Annotated in this window: 16 protein-coding genes; 6 read left to right on the top strand and 10 right to left on the bottom strand. The window is 66.5% G+C overall.

The genetic code is table 11. The features are described 5' to 3' along the window. Nucleotides 1-41: 41 nt before the first annotated feature. Together thiS and thiO are read right to left on the bottom strand one after the other, a co-directional pair. On the bottom strand, nt 42-254 hold the full coding sequence (gene thiS / locus ACQP1T_RS03270; protein WP_062990150.1) for a sulfur carrier protein ThiS: 213 nt from the start codon (nt 252-254) through the stop codon (nt 42-44). Then, nucleotides 251-1348, bottom strand: a complete 1098-nt coding sequence (gene thiO / locus ACQP1T_RS03265; RefSeq protein WP_433758467.1) for a glycine oxidase ThiO — start codon at nt 1346-1348, stop codon at nt 251-253. The genes thiS and thiO overlap by 4 nt, the downstream gene beginning before the upstream one ends. 57 nt (nt 1349-1405) lie before the next feature. Between thiO and thiE the strand changes: the two genes are divergently transcribed. Then, the gene (thiE, locus tag ACQP1T_RS03260; protein ID WP_433758466.1) at nt 1406-2113 is read left to right on the top strand and encodes a thiamine phosphate synthase; all 708 of its coding nucleotides are present in this window, start codon (nt 1406-1408) and stop codon (nt 2111-2113) included. Nucleotides 2114-2313: 200 nt separating this feature from the next. On the opposite strand, the gene ACQP1T_RS03255 is transcribed toward thiE, so the two are convergent. After that, nucleotides 2314-3021 carry an NUDIX hydrolase gene (locus ACQP1T_RS03255; RefSeq protein WP_433758465.1) on the bottom strand — a complete coding sequence of 236 codons (708 nt, stop codon included), beginning with the start codon at nt 3019-3021 and terminating at the stop codon, nt 2314-2316. 114 nt (nt 3022-3135) lie between these two features. Here ACQP1T_RS03255 and ACQP1T_RS03250 point away from each other — a divergent pair, with 114 nt between their 5' ends. From ACQP1T_RS03250 to ACQP1T_RS03240, 3 genes are read left to right on the top strand one after another with little or no spacing between them, the layout of a single operon-like run. Next, a complete protein-coding gene (locus tag ACQP1T_RS03250; protein ID WP_433758464.1) occupies nt 3136-4515 on the top strand; it encodes a hypothetical protein in 1380 nt (459 codons plus the stop codon). Beyond that, the gene (locus ACQP1T_RS03245) at nt 4512-5489 is read left to right on the top strand and encodes a glutamate ABC transporter substrate-binding protein (RefSeq protein ID WP_433758463.1); all 978 of its coding nucleotides are present in this window, start codon (nt 4512-4514) and stop codon (nt 5487-5489) included. Before ACQP1T_RS03250 ends, ACQP1T_RS03245 begins: the two co-directional genes overlap by 4 nt. A 5-nt stretch (nt 5490-5494) precedes the next feature. Continuing rightward, complete coding sequence (locus ACQP1T_RS03240) at nt 5495-8038, top strand: serine/threonine-protein kinase PknG (RefSeq protein WP_433758462.1); 2544 nt, start codon at nt 5495-5497, stop codon at nt 8036-8038. A 370-nt stretch (nt 8039-8408) separates the two neighbouring features. On the opposite strand, the gene ACQP1T_RS03235 is transcribed toward ACQP1T_RS03240, so the two are convergent. The 3 genes from ACQP1T_RS03235 to ACQP1T_RS03225 all read right to left on the bottom strand — a co-directional run bounded on the left by ACQP1T_RS03235 (nt 8409) and on the right by ACQP1T_RS03225 (nt 13078). Further along, nucleotides 8409-9656: an acetate kinase gene (locus tag ACQP1T_RS03235; RefSeq protein ID WP_433758461.1), complete on the bottom strand. Its 1248-nt coding sequence runs from the start codon at nt 9654-9656 to the stop codon at nt 8409-8411. A gap of 90 nt (nt 9657-9746) precedes the next feature. After that, nucleotides 9747-11819 (bottom strand): phosphate acetyltransferase, encoded by a 2073-nt coding sequence (pta, locus tag ACQP1T_RS03230; protein WP_433758460.1) that lies wholly within the window; start codon nt 11817-11819, stop codon nt 9747-9749. A 68-nt stretch (nt 11820-11887) separates the two neighbouring features. Next, the gene (locus ACQP1T_RS03225; protein WP_433758459.1) at nt 11888-13078 is read right to left on the bottom strand and encodes an RNA-guided endonuclease InsQ/TnpB family protein; all 1191 of its coding nucleotides are present in this window, start codon (nt 13076-13078) and stop codon (nt 11888-11890) included. A 222-nt stretch (nt 13079-13300) separates the two neighbouring features. On the opposite strand from ACQP1T_RS03225, the gene ACQP1T_RS03220 reads away from it, so the two are divergent. Next, complete coding sequence (locus tag ACQP1T_RS03220; RefSeq protein WP_433758458.1) at nt 13301-13804, top strand: nitroreductase/quinone reductase family protein; 504 nt, start codon at nt 13301-13303, stop codon at nt 13802-13804. A gap of 166 nt (nt 13805-13970) precedes the next feature. Here the strand turns inward: ACQP1T_RS03220 and fgd are convergent, their stop codons facing one another. Further along, the gene (fgd, locus tag ACQP1T_RS03215) at nt 13971-14981 is read right to left on the bottom strand and encodes a glucose-6-phosphate dehydrogenase (coenzyme-F420) (protein ID WP_433758457.1); all 1011 of its coding nucleotides are present in this window, start codon (nt 14979-14981) and stop codon (nt 13971-13973) included. Nucleotides 14982-15390: 409 nt separating this feature from the next. On the opposite strand from fgd, the gene ACQP1T_RS03210 reads away from it, so the two are divergent. Next, nucleotides 15391-16146, top strand: coding sequence for an HAD-IIA family hydrolase (locus ACQP1T_RS03210; RefSeq protein ID WP_433761956.1), 756 nt, complete (start codon nt 15391-15393; stop codon nt 16144-16146). Nucleotides 16147-16227: 81 nt separating this feature from the next. Here the strand turns inward: ACQP1T_RS03210 and ACQP1T_RS03205 are convergent, their stop codons facing one another. Genes ACQP1T_RS03205 through ACQP1T_RS03195 form a run of 3 tightly spaced genes read right to left on the bottom strand, consistent with a single transcriptional unit; the run spans nt 16228 to nt 17865 of the window. After that, nucleotides 16228-16686 carry a MarR family winged helix-turn-helix transcriptional regulator gene (locus ACQP1T_RS03205; RefSeq protein WP_433758456.1) on the bottom strand — a complete coding sequence of 153 codons (459 nt, stop codon included), beginning with the start codon at nt 16684-16686 and terminating at the stop codon, nt 16228-16230. A 55-nt stretch (nt 16687-16741) separates the two neighbouring features. Beyond that, nucleotides 16742-17383 carry a DJ-1/PfpI family protein gene (locus ACQP1T_RS03200; protein WP_433758455.1) on the bottom strand — a complete coding sequence of 214 codons (642 nt, stop codon included), beginning with the start codon at nt 17381-17383 and terminating at the stop codon, nt 16742-16744. Nucleotides 17384-17415: 32 nt separating this feature from the next. Then, nucleotides 17416-17865, bottom strand: a complete 450-nt coding sequence (locus tag ACQP1T_RS03195) for an RpiB/LacA/LacB family sugar-phosphate isomerase (RefSeq protein WP_433758454.1) — start codon at nt 17863-17865, stop codon at nt 17416-17418. Between the last annotated feature and the right edge of the window lie 80 nt (nt 17866-17945).

The following is a 17945-nucleotide window of genomic DNA, read 5'->3' as shown; positions in this document are numbered from 1 at the left end:
GCTTGCCCGCGATCTCCAGTGTGTCAGGGGTTTCCAGTGCCTCAGCCACCCTGAACCGCCGTCAGCACTTCGATCTCCCAGCCGCGGCCGACCGGCTCGTCCCAGCGGGATTTCGGGAAAACCGCACCGTCCACCGCGAGCGCGACGCCCTGCGACGGCAGCCCGAGACGATCGAGAAGTTCACGCACCGTGAGGGATCGGTCGAATTCGTGGTCCTGCCCGTTCACGGTGACACCGATGGGGACCGAGGTCATCGAACTCCTCCTGCAGATGTAGCGAGTGACGACGGGTGTGCCGTCGAAAAACGTTGCGGGTCGGCGGCTTTCGCGTCATCGAGCGGCGCGCCGTCGAGCAGGCTCAGCACCGCGTCGACGGTGAGCGGCACCGCGAGCATGCCGTTGCGGCCGTGTCCGGTGGTGGCGACGACCCGGTCGGTGAGCCGCCCGATCAGGGGCAGGTTGTCTGGTGTGCCCGGCCTGGATCCCGCACTGGCTTCCGCCAATTCGTATTCGCCGATACCGGGCAGCACCGCCTCGGCGTCGGCGATCAGGTCGCGGACCCCGGCGACGGTCACCGTCGTGTCGTAGCCCGCCTCGTATTGTGTTGCGCCGACGACGATTCCGTCCGCGCGCGGCACCAGGTAGACCTGCCTGCCGTGCACTCGCGCGCGAATCACGCGCCGCGGCGGGGGTGTCGCGCCCGGACGATGGCGTAGACGCAGGATCTCGCCCTTCACCGGGCGGACCGGAAGGTCGGGCCACAGCCGCGACGATGCCGCGCCCGCGGCGAGCACGATCTGGTCGTGCGGCAGTGCGTCGACCGAGTCGACCGTTTCGGCGCGTAGCTCGACTCCGGCTGTGTCGCAAGCTTTTCGGAGCGAGTCCAGCAGTCGTCGGTTATCGATGGCGGGCTCGGCGGGGGCGCGCAGACCGGCGCGCACGGTGCGTGCCAGTGTGGGTTCGATGGCTCGCACACCGGCTCGGTCGAGCACCTCGAGCTCATGGCCGCGGGCACCGACCCATTCGGCCACCGTGCGCAGGTCGGCGGCATCCGCGCCATCCAGTGCGACGGTCAGGGTTTCGTCGGCGACGAATACCGACACACCGGTCGTCGATTCGAGCCGGGCGGCGAATTCGGGCCAGCGGGCCAGCGAGGCCGCACCGAATTCCAGGACCAGATCCTCCCCCGGCCAGCCCTCGGACAGTGGTGCGAGCATCCCCCCGGCAACCCAGGATGCGCCGGAGCCGACGGCGGGATCGAATACGGTGACCGACCAGCCGGCCTCGGCCGCCCGCCAGGCGGCGGCGAGTCCGATGGCGCCGCCACCGACGACCGCCAGAGTCCGCATCAGATCCACCTGCCTCACTATTCGCATCCCCACGGTAGCGCGACTACGGTCGAGCACGTGCAACCCTCCCACCAGTTCCGGTCCCTACCGCCCAGGGAGCGTTTGGCTACCGCCCGGCTGTACATGTGCACGGACGCACGCAGGGAGAAGGGCGACCTGGCCAAGTTCGCCGAGGCCGCGTTCGCGGGCGGTGTCGACATCATTCAGCTCAGAGATAAGGGTTCCCCCGGTGAGGCGAAGTTCGGCCCGCTCGAGGCCAAGGCCGAAATCGGCGCACTCGCCGAATTGAAGGCCGCGGCCCGCAGGCACGGCGCACTGATCGGGGTGAACGACCGCGCCGATATCGCACTGGCCGCCGGAGCCGATGTGCTGCACCTGGGACAGAACGATCTGCCGCCGTGGTACGCGCGGCGCATTCTCGGCCCCGATGTGGTGATCGGGCGCTCCACCAACAACCGGGCGCAAGCCGGGCTCGCCGCGATCGACGAACACATCGACTACTTCTGCACCGGACCGGTCTGGGCGACGCCGACCAAACCGGGACGTCAGGCGGCGGGCCTGGACCTGGTGCGCTCCACCGCCGACGCCCACCCCACCCGCCCGTGGTTCGCGATCGGCGGCATCGACGCCGAGCGACTACCCGAGCTGCTGGCCGCCGGAGCGCAGCGCGTTGTCGTGGTGCGCGCGATTACCGAGGCGCGCGATCCGGAAGCAGCGGCGCGTCAGCTCAAGACGGCACTGTTGCAGAACGCTCAACTCATCTGAGACTCGCTAGGCGCGACTCCAGACGCGACAGCACATCAACCGACGACACCGCTGCCACGAATGCTCGACTCGGCTACGTCTCGCCGGGTCGAGCCCGAAGGCCGACCCGACGGCTCGAGACAGCACTGCTGCAGAACGAGCTGAAACTCGCCGGGCGCGATCCCGATGTGACGCCGGTCGCTCAACTCAGCAGAAGACCTTCAGGACAGCACCTGGACTCGGGTAAGCGCCAAGATCGAGTCGGACGTCGCGATCGTCGAATTCGCATCCGGCCGCGCGACATCCGTCGCATCCGTATGCGCGTCGACTATGCGGGCGTAGACACCAGGGCCTTCGGGGTCAGCGTGCAACCAGACGAAGCCCTGATCGGCGAGATCGACGGTGCGGGGCAGCGCGGCCGCGACGGTATCGGCGTCGTCCACGTCGATGTCGTCGAGGCAGACGCGCGCCGGAGCGGCCCGCAGCGCGGGCCATGAGACGGCGAAACCGGGGTGCAGCGGATGGCTGTCGACCTCGCCCTCGGGAACCCAGGCCAGCGCACTGCTTTCCCGGTTGCGACTGGTCGGCAGCGTCATCACGGCATCGGCGACCACGGTGGTGTATGTCCAGCCGCTCAGTGCCGTCGCGGTGACTCGCTCGCCGCGCACCCGAACATCGGCGGGATCGATACCCGCTTCCTCCCATGCCTCGCGGACCGCCGCGTGCACCGGGGTCTCGTGACTGTCGCGGGCGCCGCCGGGCAGCGCCCAGGTGCCGCCCTGATGACTCCACGGCGCGCGGTGCTGCAACAACACCGCAGACCCGCCGCCAGCGAGCGGTGCGCGCAGCAGCAGTCCGGCGGCCCCGAAGCGGCCCCAATGCCGCAATCCGTCCGGGCCGCGTGACCAACCGTCACCGTCACCACGCATCTGGTTACCATCCTCATCTAGCCGTCGCGCGGTTGTTTCACACGCCACGGCGCCGGTAAGACCACAATAAGCTCCGAGCAGGAGCACATGTGCGCACCAACCGGGGAGGTGGAGATGGCAGCGCTCGACTCGACGACGGCCCCGCGGCCGCCGTCGGTCACGGCCGATGTCGGGCCCGAGCGGCTGGACGTGCCGCGCGAGGCCGGGCTACGAGCCCATCTGGACCCGGCCAACCTACGATCCTTCGCGCTGTCGACCCCGGGTCGGCTCATCGCCGTCGGACTGCTGCTCATCGGCCTGTGCCTGGCCGCGGGCATGATGACCGCCGCGACGGTGAGCGATCGCCAGCAGTCGCTGGACATCCTGCTCGACGACACCGAGCCGGACGCGAACTCCTCCCATCACCTCTACACCTCGCTGTCCATCGCCGATGCCGCGGCGAGTACCGCGTTCATCGCGGGCGGTCTGGAACCGGAGACGGTGCGCGACCGCTACAGCCAGGCGCTGGGCGAGGCGTCCGCGGAATTGGTGACGCAATCGGGTCACGCGGCCGGACAGGCCACCGATGACGATCCGGATACCCGACTGCGCACCGGTATCGCCACCGGCCTGCCGGTCTACTCTGGTCTGGTCGAAACCGCCCGCGCGAACAATCGCAACGGGTACCCGGTCGGCGCCGCGTATTTGAGCGAGGCATCGAATCAGATGCAGACCGTCCTGCTGCCGATGGCCGCACAGTTGCAGAGCCACCGTTCCGATGCCGTTGGTGCGGCCCAGCGGCATCATGTGCAGCCGCCGTGGTCCGCGATCGGTGTGCTGATCCTGGCGTTGGGAGCGTTGGTCTGGGCGCAGTTCGATTTGTCGAAGCGCTGGCACCGCGTACTCAATCCGGGTCTACTGCTCGCTTCGGCCGGGATGCTGATCCTGTTGGCGTGGACGCTGATCGCCGGATCCATCTCGGCCGCGGAGATGATCGATGGCCGCGACCACGGCGCGGTGCCGAGCTCCCGGTTGACCGAGAGCCGCATCCTGACCCAGCAGGCGCGTTCGGCGGAGACGCTGAAGCTGGTGCGCCGCGACGCCACCGGCGACTACGACCGCACCTACGAGTCCAGTGTCACCCGGCTCAACGAACTGCTCAGCGGCTATCCGTCCGACGCACCAGCGGCCGATGAGATCGCGAAGGCCCGTGAGGCACTCACCCGTTGGCGAGCGGCGCATCAACGCATGAACGACGCTCTCGCCCACGGCGATTTCGTCGGGGCGGCGACGGTGACTACCGGACCGGGCTCGGCGGATGCCACGGCGCAAGTGGATTCGCTGGACCGAGCACTGGGAGTGGGCCTGGATGCGACGCGCGATACGTTGCGCGACAACATCTCCGGTGCGGCCAGGTCACTGGACTTCCTGGCGCCGGGCGCGCTGGTGCTCGGAATACTGGCCGCGGCCTATGTCGGCCTCGGTATCTGGCCGCGACTTCGGGAGTACCGATGAACCGCGTGCGCGGACTGCTCGCCGCGCTCGCCGCAACCGCCCTGCTCGCCGGGTGCGCGGCGGGCTCGGACTCGATCGCTACCAAGACCACCAAATACACCGAACCGCCGCTGCCCGCCAAAGCCGTTGTGATACCGACGGATTCGCCCATTCCACCGGAACGCGACGAGCAGTGCGGCGATCCCACCGCGAGTCTGCGACCCACCGGGGCGGGTGCGGCCGCCCATGGACCGACCATCGATGCGATTCGGGCCCGCGGGCGGCTGGTGGTCGGATTGGATACCGGCAGTAACCTTTTCAGCTTCCGCGATCCGGTCAGCGGCACGATTGTCGGGTTCGACGCCGATATCGCCAGGGAGGTCGCCCGGGATCTGCTCGGTAGTCCGGAGCAGGTCGAGTACCGCAGTCTCGGGTCCGCCGAGCGTGAATCCGCGCTGCAGAATCATGTTGTCGACATCGTCGCCAAGACGATGACAGTCAATTGCGAACGGCGGCAGAAGGTCTCCTTCTCCACCGTCTACCTGCACGCCAATCAGCGGGTGCTCGCGGTGAAGAACTCCGGTATCCGAAGCCTGGCCGATCTGGCCGGTAAGCGGGTGTGCATCGTCTCCGGCACCACCTCGCTGGACCACATGCGCCGCGAGCAGCCCGCCGCGACCATCCTCACGGTGCCGACCTGGGCCGACTGTCTGGTCGTGCTGCAGCAGCGTCAGGTCGACGCGATCAGCACCGACGACGCCGTTCTCGCGGGTCTCGTCACGCAGGACTCGTCGTACACCGAGTTGGTCGGCCCCAGCATCAGCGTCGAGCCCTACGGCATCGGAATCCCCAAGGGCAACGACGATCTGGTCCGCTTCGTCAACGGCACGCTGGAGCGCATCCGGAACGACGGCACCTGGGCCCGGCTGTATCAGCAATACCTCATCGCACTCGGGCCGGTCCCAGCCCCGCCCGCCGCGACCTATCAGGACTGACGGCGATGACATCACCGCACGATGCCGCCGATTCGACCGAGGACCAGCCGAAGGAACCCGCCGCAGAATCCACCGAAACCACCAGGGCAACCCCGTTCCTCGGACCAGACGAACCGGGCTCCGCGGCCATCGAAACGATCAGGTGGTCGCCGGGCACCGGCCCCGAGGCCGAAAACCCGCGTACCGAAGGCACTGGGGAGACCGAGGGCGAAAATACCAGCGCCGCTTCCGGTGAAACGGTTCGTCACCAGCCCTCCGCCGAAACGATCCGTGACCACCGCGCCTCCCACGAGACCCGCCGCGGAACCGCCTCCGGCGAAACCGTTCGTCGCGACGATATGGCCGCCGAATTCACCGTTGGCGCATGGAACGCCCCGGAGCCCACTTCAGCCGCGATCACGCGCACCTCCGGCCGCAGCGTGCGCACCGCGCGCTCGCGACCGACGACGCGCAAACTCGGCGCCGGACTGGTCACCATTCCGAATATCCCGCCCGCCGATCCACGCACCGCGGTGCTCGCCGATCCCGTTGTCTCCGAGGGCAGACGCTTCTGTTGGCGCTGCGGCAACCCGGTCGGCCGTGCCACCGCGACCCGCCCCGCGACCTCCGCCGGCACCTGCGAAACCTGCGGTGCGCCATATGATTTCCGCCCGTCGCTGCACGAGGGCGATATGGTGTCGAGCCAGTACGAAATCCAGGGCTGTATCGCGCACGGCGGGCTCGGCTGGATCTACCTCGCGATCGACCGCAATGTCAGCGACCGCTGGGTGGTGCTCAAGGGCCTGCTGCACGCGGGCGATACCGAGGCCCAAGCGGTGGCCGTGGCCGAACGCCAATTCCTCGCCGAGGTGGCACATCCGAGCATCGTCAAGATCCACAACTTCGTCGAGCACCCCGGGCCGGACGGCGAGTCGATCGGCTACATCGTCATGGAGTACGTCGGCGGCCGCTCGCTGCGCGATATTCTCGACACCTATCCGCGACCGCAGCGGATGCCGGTGCCCGAGGCGATCGCCTATCTGCTGGAGATCCTGCCCGCGCTGGAGTATCTGCATTCGATCGGGTTGACCTACAACGACCTCAAACCCGACAACATCATGGTCACCGAGGATCAGGTCAAACTCATCGACCTCGGCGCCGTCGCCACCATCGAGGCCTACGGAAACCTCTACGGCACCAGGGGTTTTCAGGCTCCCGAGATCGCCAGGACCGGGCCGACGGTGGCCTCGGACATCTACACCGTCGGCCGGACGCTGGCCGTGCTGACGCTGAGCATGCCGATGGAGCAGGGCCGTTATCTCGACGGCATTCCCGATCCCGCCGACCAACCGGTGCTGCAACGCTACGAGTTCTTCCATCGCCTGCTGCTGTGCGCGACCGATCCCGATCCCGAGCGCCGCTTCCCCTCCGCGCGCGTCATGTCCGCCCAGCTGGCCGGGGTACTTCGGGAGATCCTCGCGATGGACACCGGTGCCGAACATCCACAGCTGTCCACAGTTTTCAGTCCACAGCGCGGCAGCTTCGGCACCGAGGAGTTGATCAGTCAGACCGACGCCTACGCCGACGGCATCGCCAGAAGCACCCTGCTGCGCGCCAGCGAAGTGGCTGCGGCACTTCCGGTTCCGCTCATCGATCCGACCGACGCATCGGTGCCGGTGCTCGCGGCCGTGGCACATCCGGAGCCGAACGACGCGCTCGCGGCGTTGCAGGAGGCACATGAGCGCGCCGTGGCCGATCCCGAAAAACCCCAGGAGACACGGGATCTGGAGCTGACGCTGGCCGAGGTCAGATTACGGCTCGAACTCGGCGAATCGGCGGCGGTGCTGCATATGCTGTCGCGGCTGCCGAGCGATCACGATTGGCGCATCGACTGGTACCTCGGCCACGCCCAGCTGCTGGAGCTGGATTATGAGCAGGCCTACAACAGTTTCGATGCGGTGCTGCGGGTGCTGCCCGGTGAGATCGCACCCAAGCTCGCACTCGCGGCGACCGCGGAACTCGTTCTGCAACAGTGGGATTCGGCCGACCACGAACAATGGCGAGCCTACGCGGAAAAATTCTACGTCACCGTCTGGCGCACCGACCGCGCCGTGGTGAGCGCCGCATTCGGCCTGGCCAGGCAGTCGGCCGCCGCGGGCCAGGTCGACGAGGCCGTACGCGCGCTCGACGAGGTGCCGGCCGCCTCCCGGCACTACACAACGGCCCGGATGACCGCGGTATGGCTGCTGCTCACCGCCGCACCGATCGCGGAACTCCCCGAATCCACACTGCACATTTCGGCCGAGCGCGTTGCCAGCCTGCCCAGCGGGGAGAGCCGTGCGACCCAGATGCGCGTGCTCGTCCTCGGCGCCGCGCTGGCCTGGCTGCAATCGGGCAATACGCCCGCGAGCGACGAGGCGACCCTCTTCGACGCGCCGTTCACCGAGCGCGAGCTGCGCGCGGGCACCGAGGCCGGACTACGGGCCTTGGCCCGCAGCGCCCCCGGCCGCAATCACCGCTATGCCCTGGTCGACCTCGCGAACTCCATTCGAGCAAAGACCTGGATCTAGATTCGAAGCTGGATGACTGATCTCGTACGAACATGGGTAACTCATCGGGTACCCCCAAAACCGAGCCACCCTCGCAACCGCCGGCCCGCGACGACCGGTCCCCCACCTCCCAACGACCGGCAAAAGGCCCGGGGAGGCGGGGGAGCCTCGGATCTCGATTCGCGGAGCAGTCGGCACGCCGATAATCCCCGGGGTTCCGCGCTCGGCCCGCCCCGGGGGCAGCCGGAGCGGGCACATCGGGAGCGGCGAGGGCATCGCGGTCCCGATAGCGGCGGAGGTCCGGCCCCGGTTTCGGCGTCCGGCGCGAACCTGATCCGACACCAATACTGCCGCAGCGACTGTGAGGATTCCGTGAGGTTTTCTAGGGCCGTCAATCAGCACGCTGAGCTGCGACAACGCCGAGCGCGGCCTGTGCGATCGCCAATTCCTCATTGGTCGGCACCACCAGCACGGCGACCTCGGCCCCCGGTGCGGAGATATGCCGGGCGGCACGGTCCTTGGCGGTATTGCGGTCCGGATCGACTTCGATACCGAAGTGCGACAGCCCGGCGAGCGCGTCGGCGCGGACCTGCGGACTGTTCTCGCCGACGCCCGCGGTGAAGGTGATGGCGTCGACGCCGCCGAGCTCGATCAGATACGCGCCGAGGTAGCGGCGCAGGCGGTGGATATACACGTCGTAGGCCAGGCGGGCAGCGGCATCGCCCGCGTCGATCAGCCGCTGCAACTCACGGAAGTCGTTGACGCCGGACAGGCCCTTGAGTCCGGCGTTGCGGTTCAGCATTTCGTCGATCTGGTCGACATCCATGTGGGCCGCACGGACCAGGTGCGCGATGATCCCCGGATCGAGATCGCCGCCCCTGGTGCCCATCACCAGCCCCTCCAGCGGGGTCAGGCCCATCGTGGTGTCGATCGGATGGCCGCCGCGGATGGCCGAGGCCGATGCGCCGTTGCCGAGGTGGAAGATGATCTGATTCAGGTCGGCGGAGTCTCGGCCGAGCAGTGCGGCGACCCGTCCTGAGACGTACTCGTGCGACGTGCCGTGAAAGCCGTACTTCCGGATCCCATGCGCGGCAGCGAGTTTCGCGTCGATGGCATATGTCTTGGCGGCATCGGGCAGGCCGTGGAAGAACGCGGTATCGAAGACCGCCACCTGTGGGACGCCTGGCAGCAGTTCGCGCGCACTCTCGATGCCCGCGACATTCGCCGGATTATGCAGCGGCGCAAGCGAAGACAGATCGGATATGGCCGCGACCACGGCGTCATCGATGAGTGTCGGCCGGTAGAACACCTCGCCGCCGTGCACCACTCGGTGCCCGACCGCGCGCACACCGGCCGCGGCCAGATCGTGGCCGGATTCGGCGAACACATCGAAGACCAGCCGTAGCCCCGCCGTGTGATCGGCGATCGGCTCGCGACGTTCGATGGTTCGGCCGTCGACCTGATGCTCGATCCCAGCCTGCTCCTCGCCGATCCGATCGATCATGCCGGATGCGGCGACCACACCCGACTCCGGGTCGAGCAGTTGGTATTTGATCGACGACGAGCCGGAATTGATCACCAACACCAGGTCGTCGCGGCCACCGCCGCTTGTCGGATCGCTCCGCGATGCCGCGTTCATATCTGCACCTCCTGCATCACGCGCGTGTCCCGCACTCGGTCCGCAACCGTGAGTCCGGGCGCATTGTTCCGCCGTGTGCCACACCGCACATCAGCCCTCCTGCGCCTGGATCGCGGTGATGGCAACGGTATTGACGATATCGGCGACCAGCGCACCGCGGGACAGGTCGTTGACCGGTTTGCGCAGCCCCTGCAGCACCGGGCCGATGGCGATCGCACCGGCGCTGCGCTGGACCGCCTTGTAGGTGTTGTTACCGGTGTTGAGGTCGGGAAACACGAAGACCGTCGCGCGCCCGGCCACTTCCGAGTCCGGGAGTTTGGTGGTTGCCACGGTGGGTTCGATCGCGGCGTCGTACTGGATCGGGCCCTCCACCAGCAGTTCCGGCGCGCGCTCGCGGACCAGTTTGGTCGCGACGCGCACCTTGTCCACATCGACGCCGCTACCGGATTCACCGGTCGAATAGGACAGCATCGCGACCCGCGGGTCGATGCCGAAGCGGGCCGCGGTCTGCGCCGAGGAGATCGCGATATCGGCCAGTTGCTCCGAGGTCGGATCGGGCACGACGGCGCAGTCGCCATAGGCGAGCACCCGATCGGCAAGACACATGAGGAACACACTGGAGACGGTGGAGACGCCCGGCACGGTCTTGATGATCTCGAAGGACGGCCGGATGGTGTGCGCCGTGGTGTGCGCGGCACCGGAGACCATGCCGTCGGCAATGCCCTTGCGCACCATCATGGTGCCGAAATACGAGATATCGGCCATGGTTTCGCGGGCACGCTCCAGCGTCATGCCCTTGTGCTTGCGCAGTTCGGTGTACTCCGCGGCGAATTCGTCGAGGTAACCGGAGGTACGCGGGTCGAGAACTCGCGCCGCCGAGATATCGACACCGAGTTCCGCGGCGCGGGCGCGCACGGCCGCCTCGTCACCGAGGATGACCAGGTCCGCGATTTTGCGCTGCAGTACCCGACCGGCCGCGCGCAGAATCCGGTCGTCGTCGCCCTCGGGCAGCACGATGGTCTTGCGGTCGGCCCTGGCGCGTTCGATCAGCTGGTATTCGAACATCTGCGGCGTCACCACCGAGGTATCCGGAATCGCTATGCGCTGCAACAACTCCGACGCGTCGACATGCTGTTCCATCAGAGCCAGCGCGGTATCGACCTTGCGCGGACTGCCCGCCGACATACGGCCGCGGGTGCGGTAGGCGGCGCTCGCGGTGTCGTAGGTGCCAAGGTCGGTGGTGAGGATCGGCAGCTTGGGTTTGAGGCCGTTCATCAGCCGGGCGATGGCCGGATGCGGCAGCATGCCGCCGTTCATGATGATGCCCGACAGCGACGGAAAGCCTTCCGCCTCATGCGCATTCACGACGCTGAGCAAAACGTCGGAGCGATCGCCCGGCGCGATGACGACGACACCGTCGACCAACCGCTCCAGAATATGTTCGGCGGTCATGCCGCCGACCATGATCTTCAACGCCTCGCGCTGCAGCAATTCCACATCGCCGCTGTACATTTCGCCGCCGATCGCGGTACACAGCTCGGCCACGGTGGGCGAAATCAGCAGCGGCACTTCGGGTAACGACCAGGACGGCACATCGAAGCCCTTCAGCGCGGCGCGGACTTCGTCCAATCGCTCCGGCTCGCAACGATTCGCGATGATGGACATCAGGTGCGCGTGTTCGAGGGACAGCTCGTGCGCGCACAATTCGGCCAGCTGTTCGACCTCGTCCGGCGAGCGGCCCGCACCGCGCACCACCAGCAGGACGGGCGCGCCGAGGTTCACCGCGATGCGGGCGTTGAAGCGCAACTCGCTCGGGCTTGCCACATCGGTGTAGTCGCTGCCGACGATCACCACCGCGTCACACAGCTTCGCGACCTCATGGAACCGCATCACGATCTCACTGATCGCGGCATCCGGATCCGCGTGTACCTGCTCGTAGGTGACGCCGATGGCCTGCGCGTAGTCGATATCGGCGGTGCTGTGCTCGAGCAGCAGTTCCAGGATGTAATCCGGCTCGGCGGTGGAGCGGGTGATCGGCCGAAAAACGCCGACCCGGGCGGTGGTCGCGCACAGCATCTGGAGCATGCCGAGGGCCACCGTCGATTTTCCGGTGTCACCCTCCGGAGATGCGATGTACACAGCGGATGGAGCGGAATCGGCCATGTTCGAGAGCTTAATCAACTACCCAGTCCCGCAAGACGAGGGTTTGCTGCTCACGTTCTAACTGGCTGTTAGAGGGGTGGCTGCTTTAGGCACGGTTGATTGGGCGGCCCGATAGCTTTGATATCCGAGAGTGCGGCGATGTTGATTGCGGCGTTGTGGTCGGCGTGGCCGTTCCACCCACAATTCCGGCATCGGAAAAGTTCTTGACTGCGTCTGTTCGCGGAGTCGCAGCGTCCGCAGCGATGACAGGTTTTGCTGGTGTTACGCGGGTCGATAACCTGCACGGGCAATCCTGCGGCTTGTGCTTTGTAGATGATCTGGTGACGCAGCTGCGCGAACGCCCAGGAATGTAATCGACTCCGCTGCTCCCTAGCTAGCCGTACCCGGTCCCGAATTCCCGACAGATCTTCTATCGCAATTCCCTGGCCGGTGCGTTGTGCTTGGGCGACAATGGTTTTGGAGAGTTGATGGTTGATGTCGGTGGCGTAGCGCGTTTCCTTCCTGCGGCGGGTCTTCAGTTTTCGTTTCGCGGACTTGGTCCCCACTTTCTGCAGGGCGTTCCGCAAGGATCTATTCCTCTTCCTCCGTGCAGTGACCGCGCCACCGGACCACCGAGAGTCAAGATCGGTGGGGTTATCGGCACTGGTGACTGCGAGGTTCACAATCCCCAGATCGACGCCAAGCCACCCGGTGGGGTCATCCGCCGGGACCAGCTCGGGCGGGGCGTCAATGTCGACGGTAGCGTGCAGGTAGAAGTCGCCGTCGCGGAAGATCAAATCCGACTCACCCTTACGGGCAGCGAGCAGGCTCAACTGCCATGGCGCGCATACGAATACGATACCTCGTAGCCGCCCCGCACTGCTCCAGATCGAAACCGTCGATTGATCGATCTGCCACGACAGGCAGAGGTCATCGAATGGTTGGCCCGCGTCCTCGCGGAACATGATCGGCTTACCGACGACTTTCGCATATCGTTTCGATCCCGGCTTGCCGAAATTCCCTCGGGCTAGGTTCGCATGTCGGGTCGCATACGCGTCCGCGACCTTCTTTATGACTCGGATCGCCGGTTGCGCAGACAAGCCGCACGTCTTGAGGTGGGCGTACACCTGCTTCTGCAGCGCGAACGGGCGACGATCAGCAGCGGCGTGCGCGACCCGCGCGACCATGTTCGCCCCCGCATTGCACAACTTCAGTGTCGCTTTCAGCGCCGCATACTGCTCCCGGGTGGGAGCGAGCTTAACGACGACGACGCGCTTCACACTCCCCCTCCCGCGAGGTTGCCATCCGGTTTGTCGCTGCCATGAGCGCCTGATCCGAACCTACTGCGGATAGATCATGACAGAGGTGTGTGACAAGTTCGGCGCAATGTCAACAGGGTTGAACGGAGCGACCGACAACGGTTGACGCGAGGATCTCGCAGCCGTCCGGCCGAGACCGTGATCACTCGGTCGCGGGTGTGCTTCGACGGATATAGTCCGGGCATGGCTGAGCAATTCCCGAAGCGGCAGTGGGGTTCGAACACCAATTTTCTTGCCCGCCTAGCGACCAAGCTCGCTTCGACCAAACCCGGGTCGTGGCTGATTCGGAAGGTCACCCCGCTGGATCGGGCCATACTCGAGCGCACGAATGCCAAGTACACCCTCCTCGGCCCGATCGGCGCCCCGGTCATGCTGTTGACCACCACCGGCCGCAAATCCGGTGCGCCGCGCACCCAACCACTGCTCTGCCTGCACGACGGCGACACCATCTACGTGATCGGCAGCAACTTCGGCCAGCACAAGCACCCGGCCTGGACCAACAACCTGCTGGCGAACCCGAACGCCACCGTCGCCATCGCAGGCCAACGCATCCCCGTGCGCGCCACCCTGGTCGAATCCGACAAGGACGCGCTCTTCGCCCGCTTCGTCGAAATCACCAGCGCCTACAGCGTCTACCGCACCCGCACCACCCGAGACCTCCGCATCTTCGCCCTCACCCGCGCCTGACCATTCCGCACCATCCCGATAGCTGCGGATTTCGCAGGGGCAGTCCAGGTTGCGCTAGAAGAGCCCGCGGAAACGGGACTGGCCCGACTGCGGTGTCCGGCCGAATATCGACGGGCGGGAACCAACGATATTCAGCCGGAACGACCGAGGTCGGAGCGGTTGCGGGTCAGCCGAGGGCGCGGAGGCGGGGGGCCAGGTCGCGCTGGAAGAGGTCGAGGAAGCGGGACTGGTCGTGGCCGGGGGCGTGGAAGACCAAGTGGTTGAGCCCGGCGTCGAGGTAGGGCTTGATCTGTTCGACGGCCTGGTCCGGATCGTTGGCGACGATCCAGCGCTTGGCGATCTGCTCGATCGGGAGGGCGTCGGCGGCGGCCTCCATTTCGATCGGGTCGGTAATGGAGTGCTTCTGCTCGGCGGTCAGCGAGAGCGGGGCCCAGAAGCGCGTATTCTCCAGTGCCAGTTCGGGATCGGTGTCGTAGGAGATCTTGATTTCGATCATCCGGTCGATCTGCTCGACGGTGCGTCCGGCCTTGGCGGCGCCCTCCGCGACGGCGGGCATCAACTTCTCGGTGTAGAGGTCCATGCCCTTGCCGGAGGTGCAGATGAAACCGTCACCGACGCGGCCCGCATAGCGCGCGACCAGCGGTCCGCCCGCGGCGATGTAGATCGGGATGCCGCCCTTGGGCACGTCGTAGATGGACGCGCCGACGGTCTTGTAGTACTCGCCGTCGAAGTCGGTGCGCTCGCCGGTCCACAGGGCGCGCATCAGGTCGACGGATTCGCGCAGTCGGGCGAAACGCTCCTTGAATTCCGGCCATTCGCCGGTGTAGCCGGTGGCGATCTCATTGAGCGCCTCACCGCTGCCGACACCGAGCATGATCCGGTCCGGGTACAGACACCCCATGGACGCGAAGGCCTGCGCGATCACGGCGGGGTTGTAGCGGAAGGTCGGGGTGAGCACCGAGGTGCCGAGTTGGATGCGCTTGGTGCGTTCGCCGACCGCGGCCATCCAGGCCAGCGAGAACGGCGCGTGTCCGCCCTTGTGCCGCCACGGCTGGAAATGGTCGCTCACCGTCGCGCTGTCGAGGCCGTGTTCCTCGGCCGCCACCGCGATTTCCACCAATTCCCGCGGTCCGAACTGTTCTGCCGACGCCTTGTATCCGAGCTTCAGATCACCCATATGCGCCACTCCTGTCGCTTCGCTCAACGGTCCGTGCGGGAGGTTCCGCACACCGTCGGCCGCCTGAATCCCGCGACCGCATCCCGGTACAACCGCAAGTGCGACACCGGAGTTCCCGGGCCGCGATCGGCCTACCTGAGCGCGCGCGATCGGTTCTCACACGGCCTCCCCTCGACCATAGTCAGCCCGCGCCCGTATCCAGGGTTGCCCCCTGCTGTCGCATACCCAGTGGGCATCGCGCACAACTCACACCTTCTGCGGGATCGGCACTGGATATGCGTAAGCGGAGGAGGCGGCGCGGTGTGGGGATGGTCGCATCGGAGTCGGTATTCGCGCGCTGGATGGGCGGATAGCCGACAATTGACTCGTGAGCACACCAGATGAGCCGATCCTGTCCTACCTCACCGATATGGATGGGGTGTTGGTGCACGAAGACCATCTGGTGCCCGGCGCGGACAAGTTCCTTGCCGAGCTGCGCAGCAAGGAGATTCCCTTCCTTGTGCTCACCAATAATTCCATCCGCACGCCGCGCGATCTGCAGGCCCGCCTGCGCCACACCGGACTCGACATTCCGGAGGAGGCGATCTGGACCTCGGCGCTGGCCACCGCGACCTTCCTCAATGACCAGCGCCCCAATGGAACCGCCTACGTGGTCGGCGAATCCGGTCTCACTACCGCACTGCACGAAATCGGCTATGTGCTGACCGATAGCGATCCGGACTATGTGGTGCTCGGCGAAACCCGCACCTACTCCTTCGAGGCGATCACCACCGCGATCCGCCTGGTAGACCGGGGCGCCCGCTTCATCGCGACCAACCCGGACGCGACCGGCCCCTCCCGCGAGGGTCTGCTCCCCGCGACCGGCTCGGTCGCCGCGCTGATCACCCGTGCGACCGGTAGGGAGCCGTACTACGTAGGCAAGCCGAACCCACTGATGATGCGCTCGGCCCTACGCCGAATCGGCGCACATTCCCAGTCGACGGTGATGATCGGCGACCGGATGGACACCGATATCGTCTCGGGACTCGAGGCGGGCATGCGCACCGTCCTGGTCACCACCGGCATCTCCACCCGCGAATCCGTCGAGCAATTCCCCTACCGGCCCACCCTGGTCGTCGACTCGGTAGCCGACCTGGTCGGCCGAACCGACAGGCCCTTCGCCTGACCCGCGCAAGGGAATCGAGATCAGGTGGCGCGGGCTACTTCGCGGTTTGCCGCCATGGTTTCCACGTGATCATCTGTCCAGTTAGGGGTTCTCGGTGGGCGTGATTGCGTCCAAGGCGGCGGAGAGTTGGGTCATGAGTTGTACGGTGTGGGCGAGGTGGTCGGCGCCGAGTTGATCGGTGAGGCGCTTCGCCATGACCGCGTGGTGTGGGTTGATGCGTTTGATCGCATCGCGTCCCGCGTCGGTCACCGCGACGAGTTTGGCTCGGCGGTGCGCGGGATTCGGCTGGAATTCGGCAAGCCCCTTGTCCACCAATAGGTCCGCGATGCGCTGCACACTCTGCCGGGTGATGCCCATGGCACGGGCTATTCCGGCAACCGGCAGCGGTTCACGCAGCACCGCGCCGAGCACCTGCCACCATGCCGCCGTGATTCCGCCGGGAGCGGCCAATTCCTCTGCGATGGCGAGGAATTGACCGTTCAGCTGGAATGAGGTGATCGCGACCGCGGCGAAGAGTTCCTGCTCGGGCGTGTCACTCATATCGGAACTCCTGTTCTGCGCCTTCCCGGATCGGCGATCATCCGCGAATTCTTCCTCACACGGAAGCGATGGCCCGCTGCGCCTGGTACTCGGAAAGCTCGGCGAATGCCGCCGGATCGCTCTGACCGAACAAGCGGTACCACGCGTCGAGCACATGCGGTTCATAGACATCGAGCCTGCGCAGCACCTCACGAGCGAATTCGAACGGCGCGGTCGGGCCCGCCGTGATGAGATCGCCGTCCAGCACCGCCGCCTGGTCCAGATAGCGATCACCGCCCGAATATCCGCTGTAGGCAAGGTATTCCGCGGCGGCACCGGTATGCGCGTGGTTATCGAGCAGCCCCGCCTTCGCCAATCCGAAGGTGGCACCGCAGATCGCCGCGACCGGAACCCCCGCGTCCAGGAACTCCCGCGCCTTCTGCGCGAAGGGCTCGAGTTCACCTGTCTCCCAGGTGTCGGCACCCGGCAGGATCAGCATCGCGCTCGCGGCGGGCGTGAGATCGGCGAGCACCACATCCGGAACGACGCGCATCCCGCCCGTCGTAGTGATCGGATCAGCGGTGAACCCGACGGTCTGCACGCGAAAGGTTCCCGGCGCCTTCTGCCAGAGGGGCCGATTGATATGCGCGGTCGCCGCGCCGACCTCCCAATCGGCGAGCGTGTCGTAAACGGCCATGTGCACTGTTTTCGTAGGCATGACAGTATGCTGTCATATTTGACAGCATACTGTCAATGATGCCCGCGTTCGATCTTCGACAAATGCGCGATATTGGCGCGATCCTCCGCATCCGCACTCGGTTCACCGGCGAACCACGCATCCAGAATCTCCGTCAGCTCCGCACGGGAAGTCGAACGCAGGCTCAGCGCAAGCACATTCGCGTCATTCCATTTCCGCGCACCGGCCGCCGTCGCCGCATCCACACACAGCGCGGCCCTGATCCCCGCCACCTTGTTGGCGGCAATAGAAGCCCCCGTTCCGGTCCAACAGCACACCACCCCCTGGTCCGCCCGCCCCTCGGCCACATCCCGTGCCGCCGCCTCACTGGCCCAAGCCCAGTCATCGCGCTCACTGTCCGACAACGCCCCGTGCACTACCGTCTCGAATCCCCGCCGCCCGAGCTCCACCACCAGCTCCTCGGCCACCCCCACCCGTTCATCCGCCGCAACCGAAATTCGCATATCCCAAGCGTAATAACGCCCGCACCGCACAACCGGCGAAAACGGCGAGCGGCCCGTCCTCGGTTCCCAGGACGGGCCAC

The organism is Nocardia sp. CA-135398 (genome assembly GCF_050955845.1).
Lineage (GTDB): Bacteria > Actinomycetota > Actinomycetes > Mycobacteriales > Mycobacteriaceae > Nocardia.
Note: the sequence above shows the minus strand (reverse complement) of the source record. Positions and strands in the feature narration are given on the sequence as shown.

Excerpts from the sequence above, each read along its gene's own strand:
- thiS (WP_062990150.1), bottom strand. The coding sequence starts at position 254 with ATGACCTCGGTCCCCATCGGTGTCACCGTGAACGGGCAGGACCACGAA.
- thiO (WP_433758467.1), bottom strand. The coding sequence starts at position 1,348 with ATGCGGACTCTGGCGGTCGTCGGTGGCGGCGCCATCGGACTCGCCGCC.
- ACQP1T_RS03255 (WP_433758465.1), bottom strand. The coding sequence starts at position 3,021 with ATGCGTGGTGACGGTGACGGTTGGTCACGCGGCCCGGACGGATTGCGG.
- ACQP1T_RS03250 (WP_433758464.1), top strand. The coding sequence starts at position 3,136 with ATGGCAGCGCTCGACTCGACGACGGCCCCGCGGCCGCCGTCGGTCACG.
- ACQP1T_RS03245 (WP_433758463.1), top strand. The coding sequence starts at position 4,512 with ATGAACCGCGTGCGCGGACTGCTCGCCGCGCTCGCCGCAACCGCCCTG.
- ACQP1T_RS03240 (WP_433758462.1), top strand. The coding sequence starts at position 5,495 with ATGACATCACCGCACGATGCCGCCGATTCGACCGAGGACCAGCCGAAG.
- ACQP1T_RS03235 (WP_433758461.1), bottom strand. The coding sequence starts at position 9,656 with ATGAACGCGGCATCGCGGAGCGATCCGACAAGCGGCGGTGGCCGCGAC.
- pta (WP_433758460.1), bottom strand. The coding sequence starts at position 11,819 with ATGGCCGATTCCGCTCCATCCGCTGTGTACATCGCATCTCCGGAGGGT.
- ACQP1T_RS03220 (WP_433758458.1), top strand. The coding sequence starts at position 13,301 with ATGGCTGAGCAATTCCCGAAGCGGCAGTGGGGTTCGAACACCAATTTT.
- fgd (WP_433758457.1), bottom strand. The coding sequence starts at position 14,981 with ATGGGTGATCTGAAGCTCGGATACAAGGCGTCGGCAGAACAGTTCGGA.
- ACQP1T_RS03210 (WP_433761956.1), top strand. The coding sequence starts at position 15,391 with ATGGATGGGGTGTTGGTGCACGAAGACCATCTGGTGCCCGGCGCGGAC.
- ACQP1T_RS03205 (WP_433758456.1), bottom strand. The coding sequence starts at position 16,686 with ATGAGTGACACGCCCGAGCAGGAACTCTTCGCCGCGGTCGCGATCACC.
- ACQP1T_RS03200 (WP_433758455.1), bottom strand. The coding sequence starts at position 17,383 with ATGCCTACGAAAACAGTGCACATGGCCGTTTACGACACGCTCGCCGAT.
- ACQP1T_RS03195 (WP_433758454.1), bottom strand. The coding sequence starts at position 17,865 with ATGCGAATTTCGGTTGCGGCGGATGAACGGGTGGGGGTGGCCGAGGAG.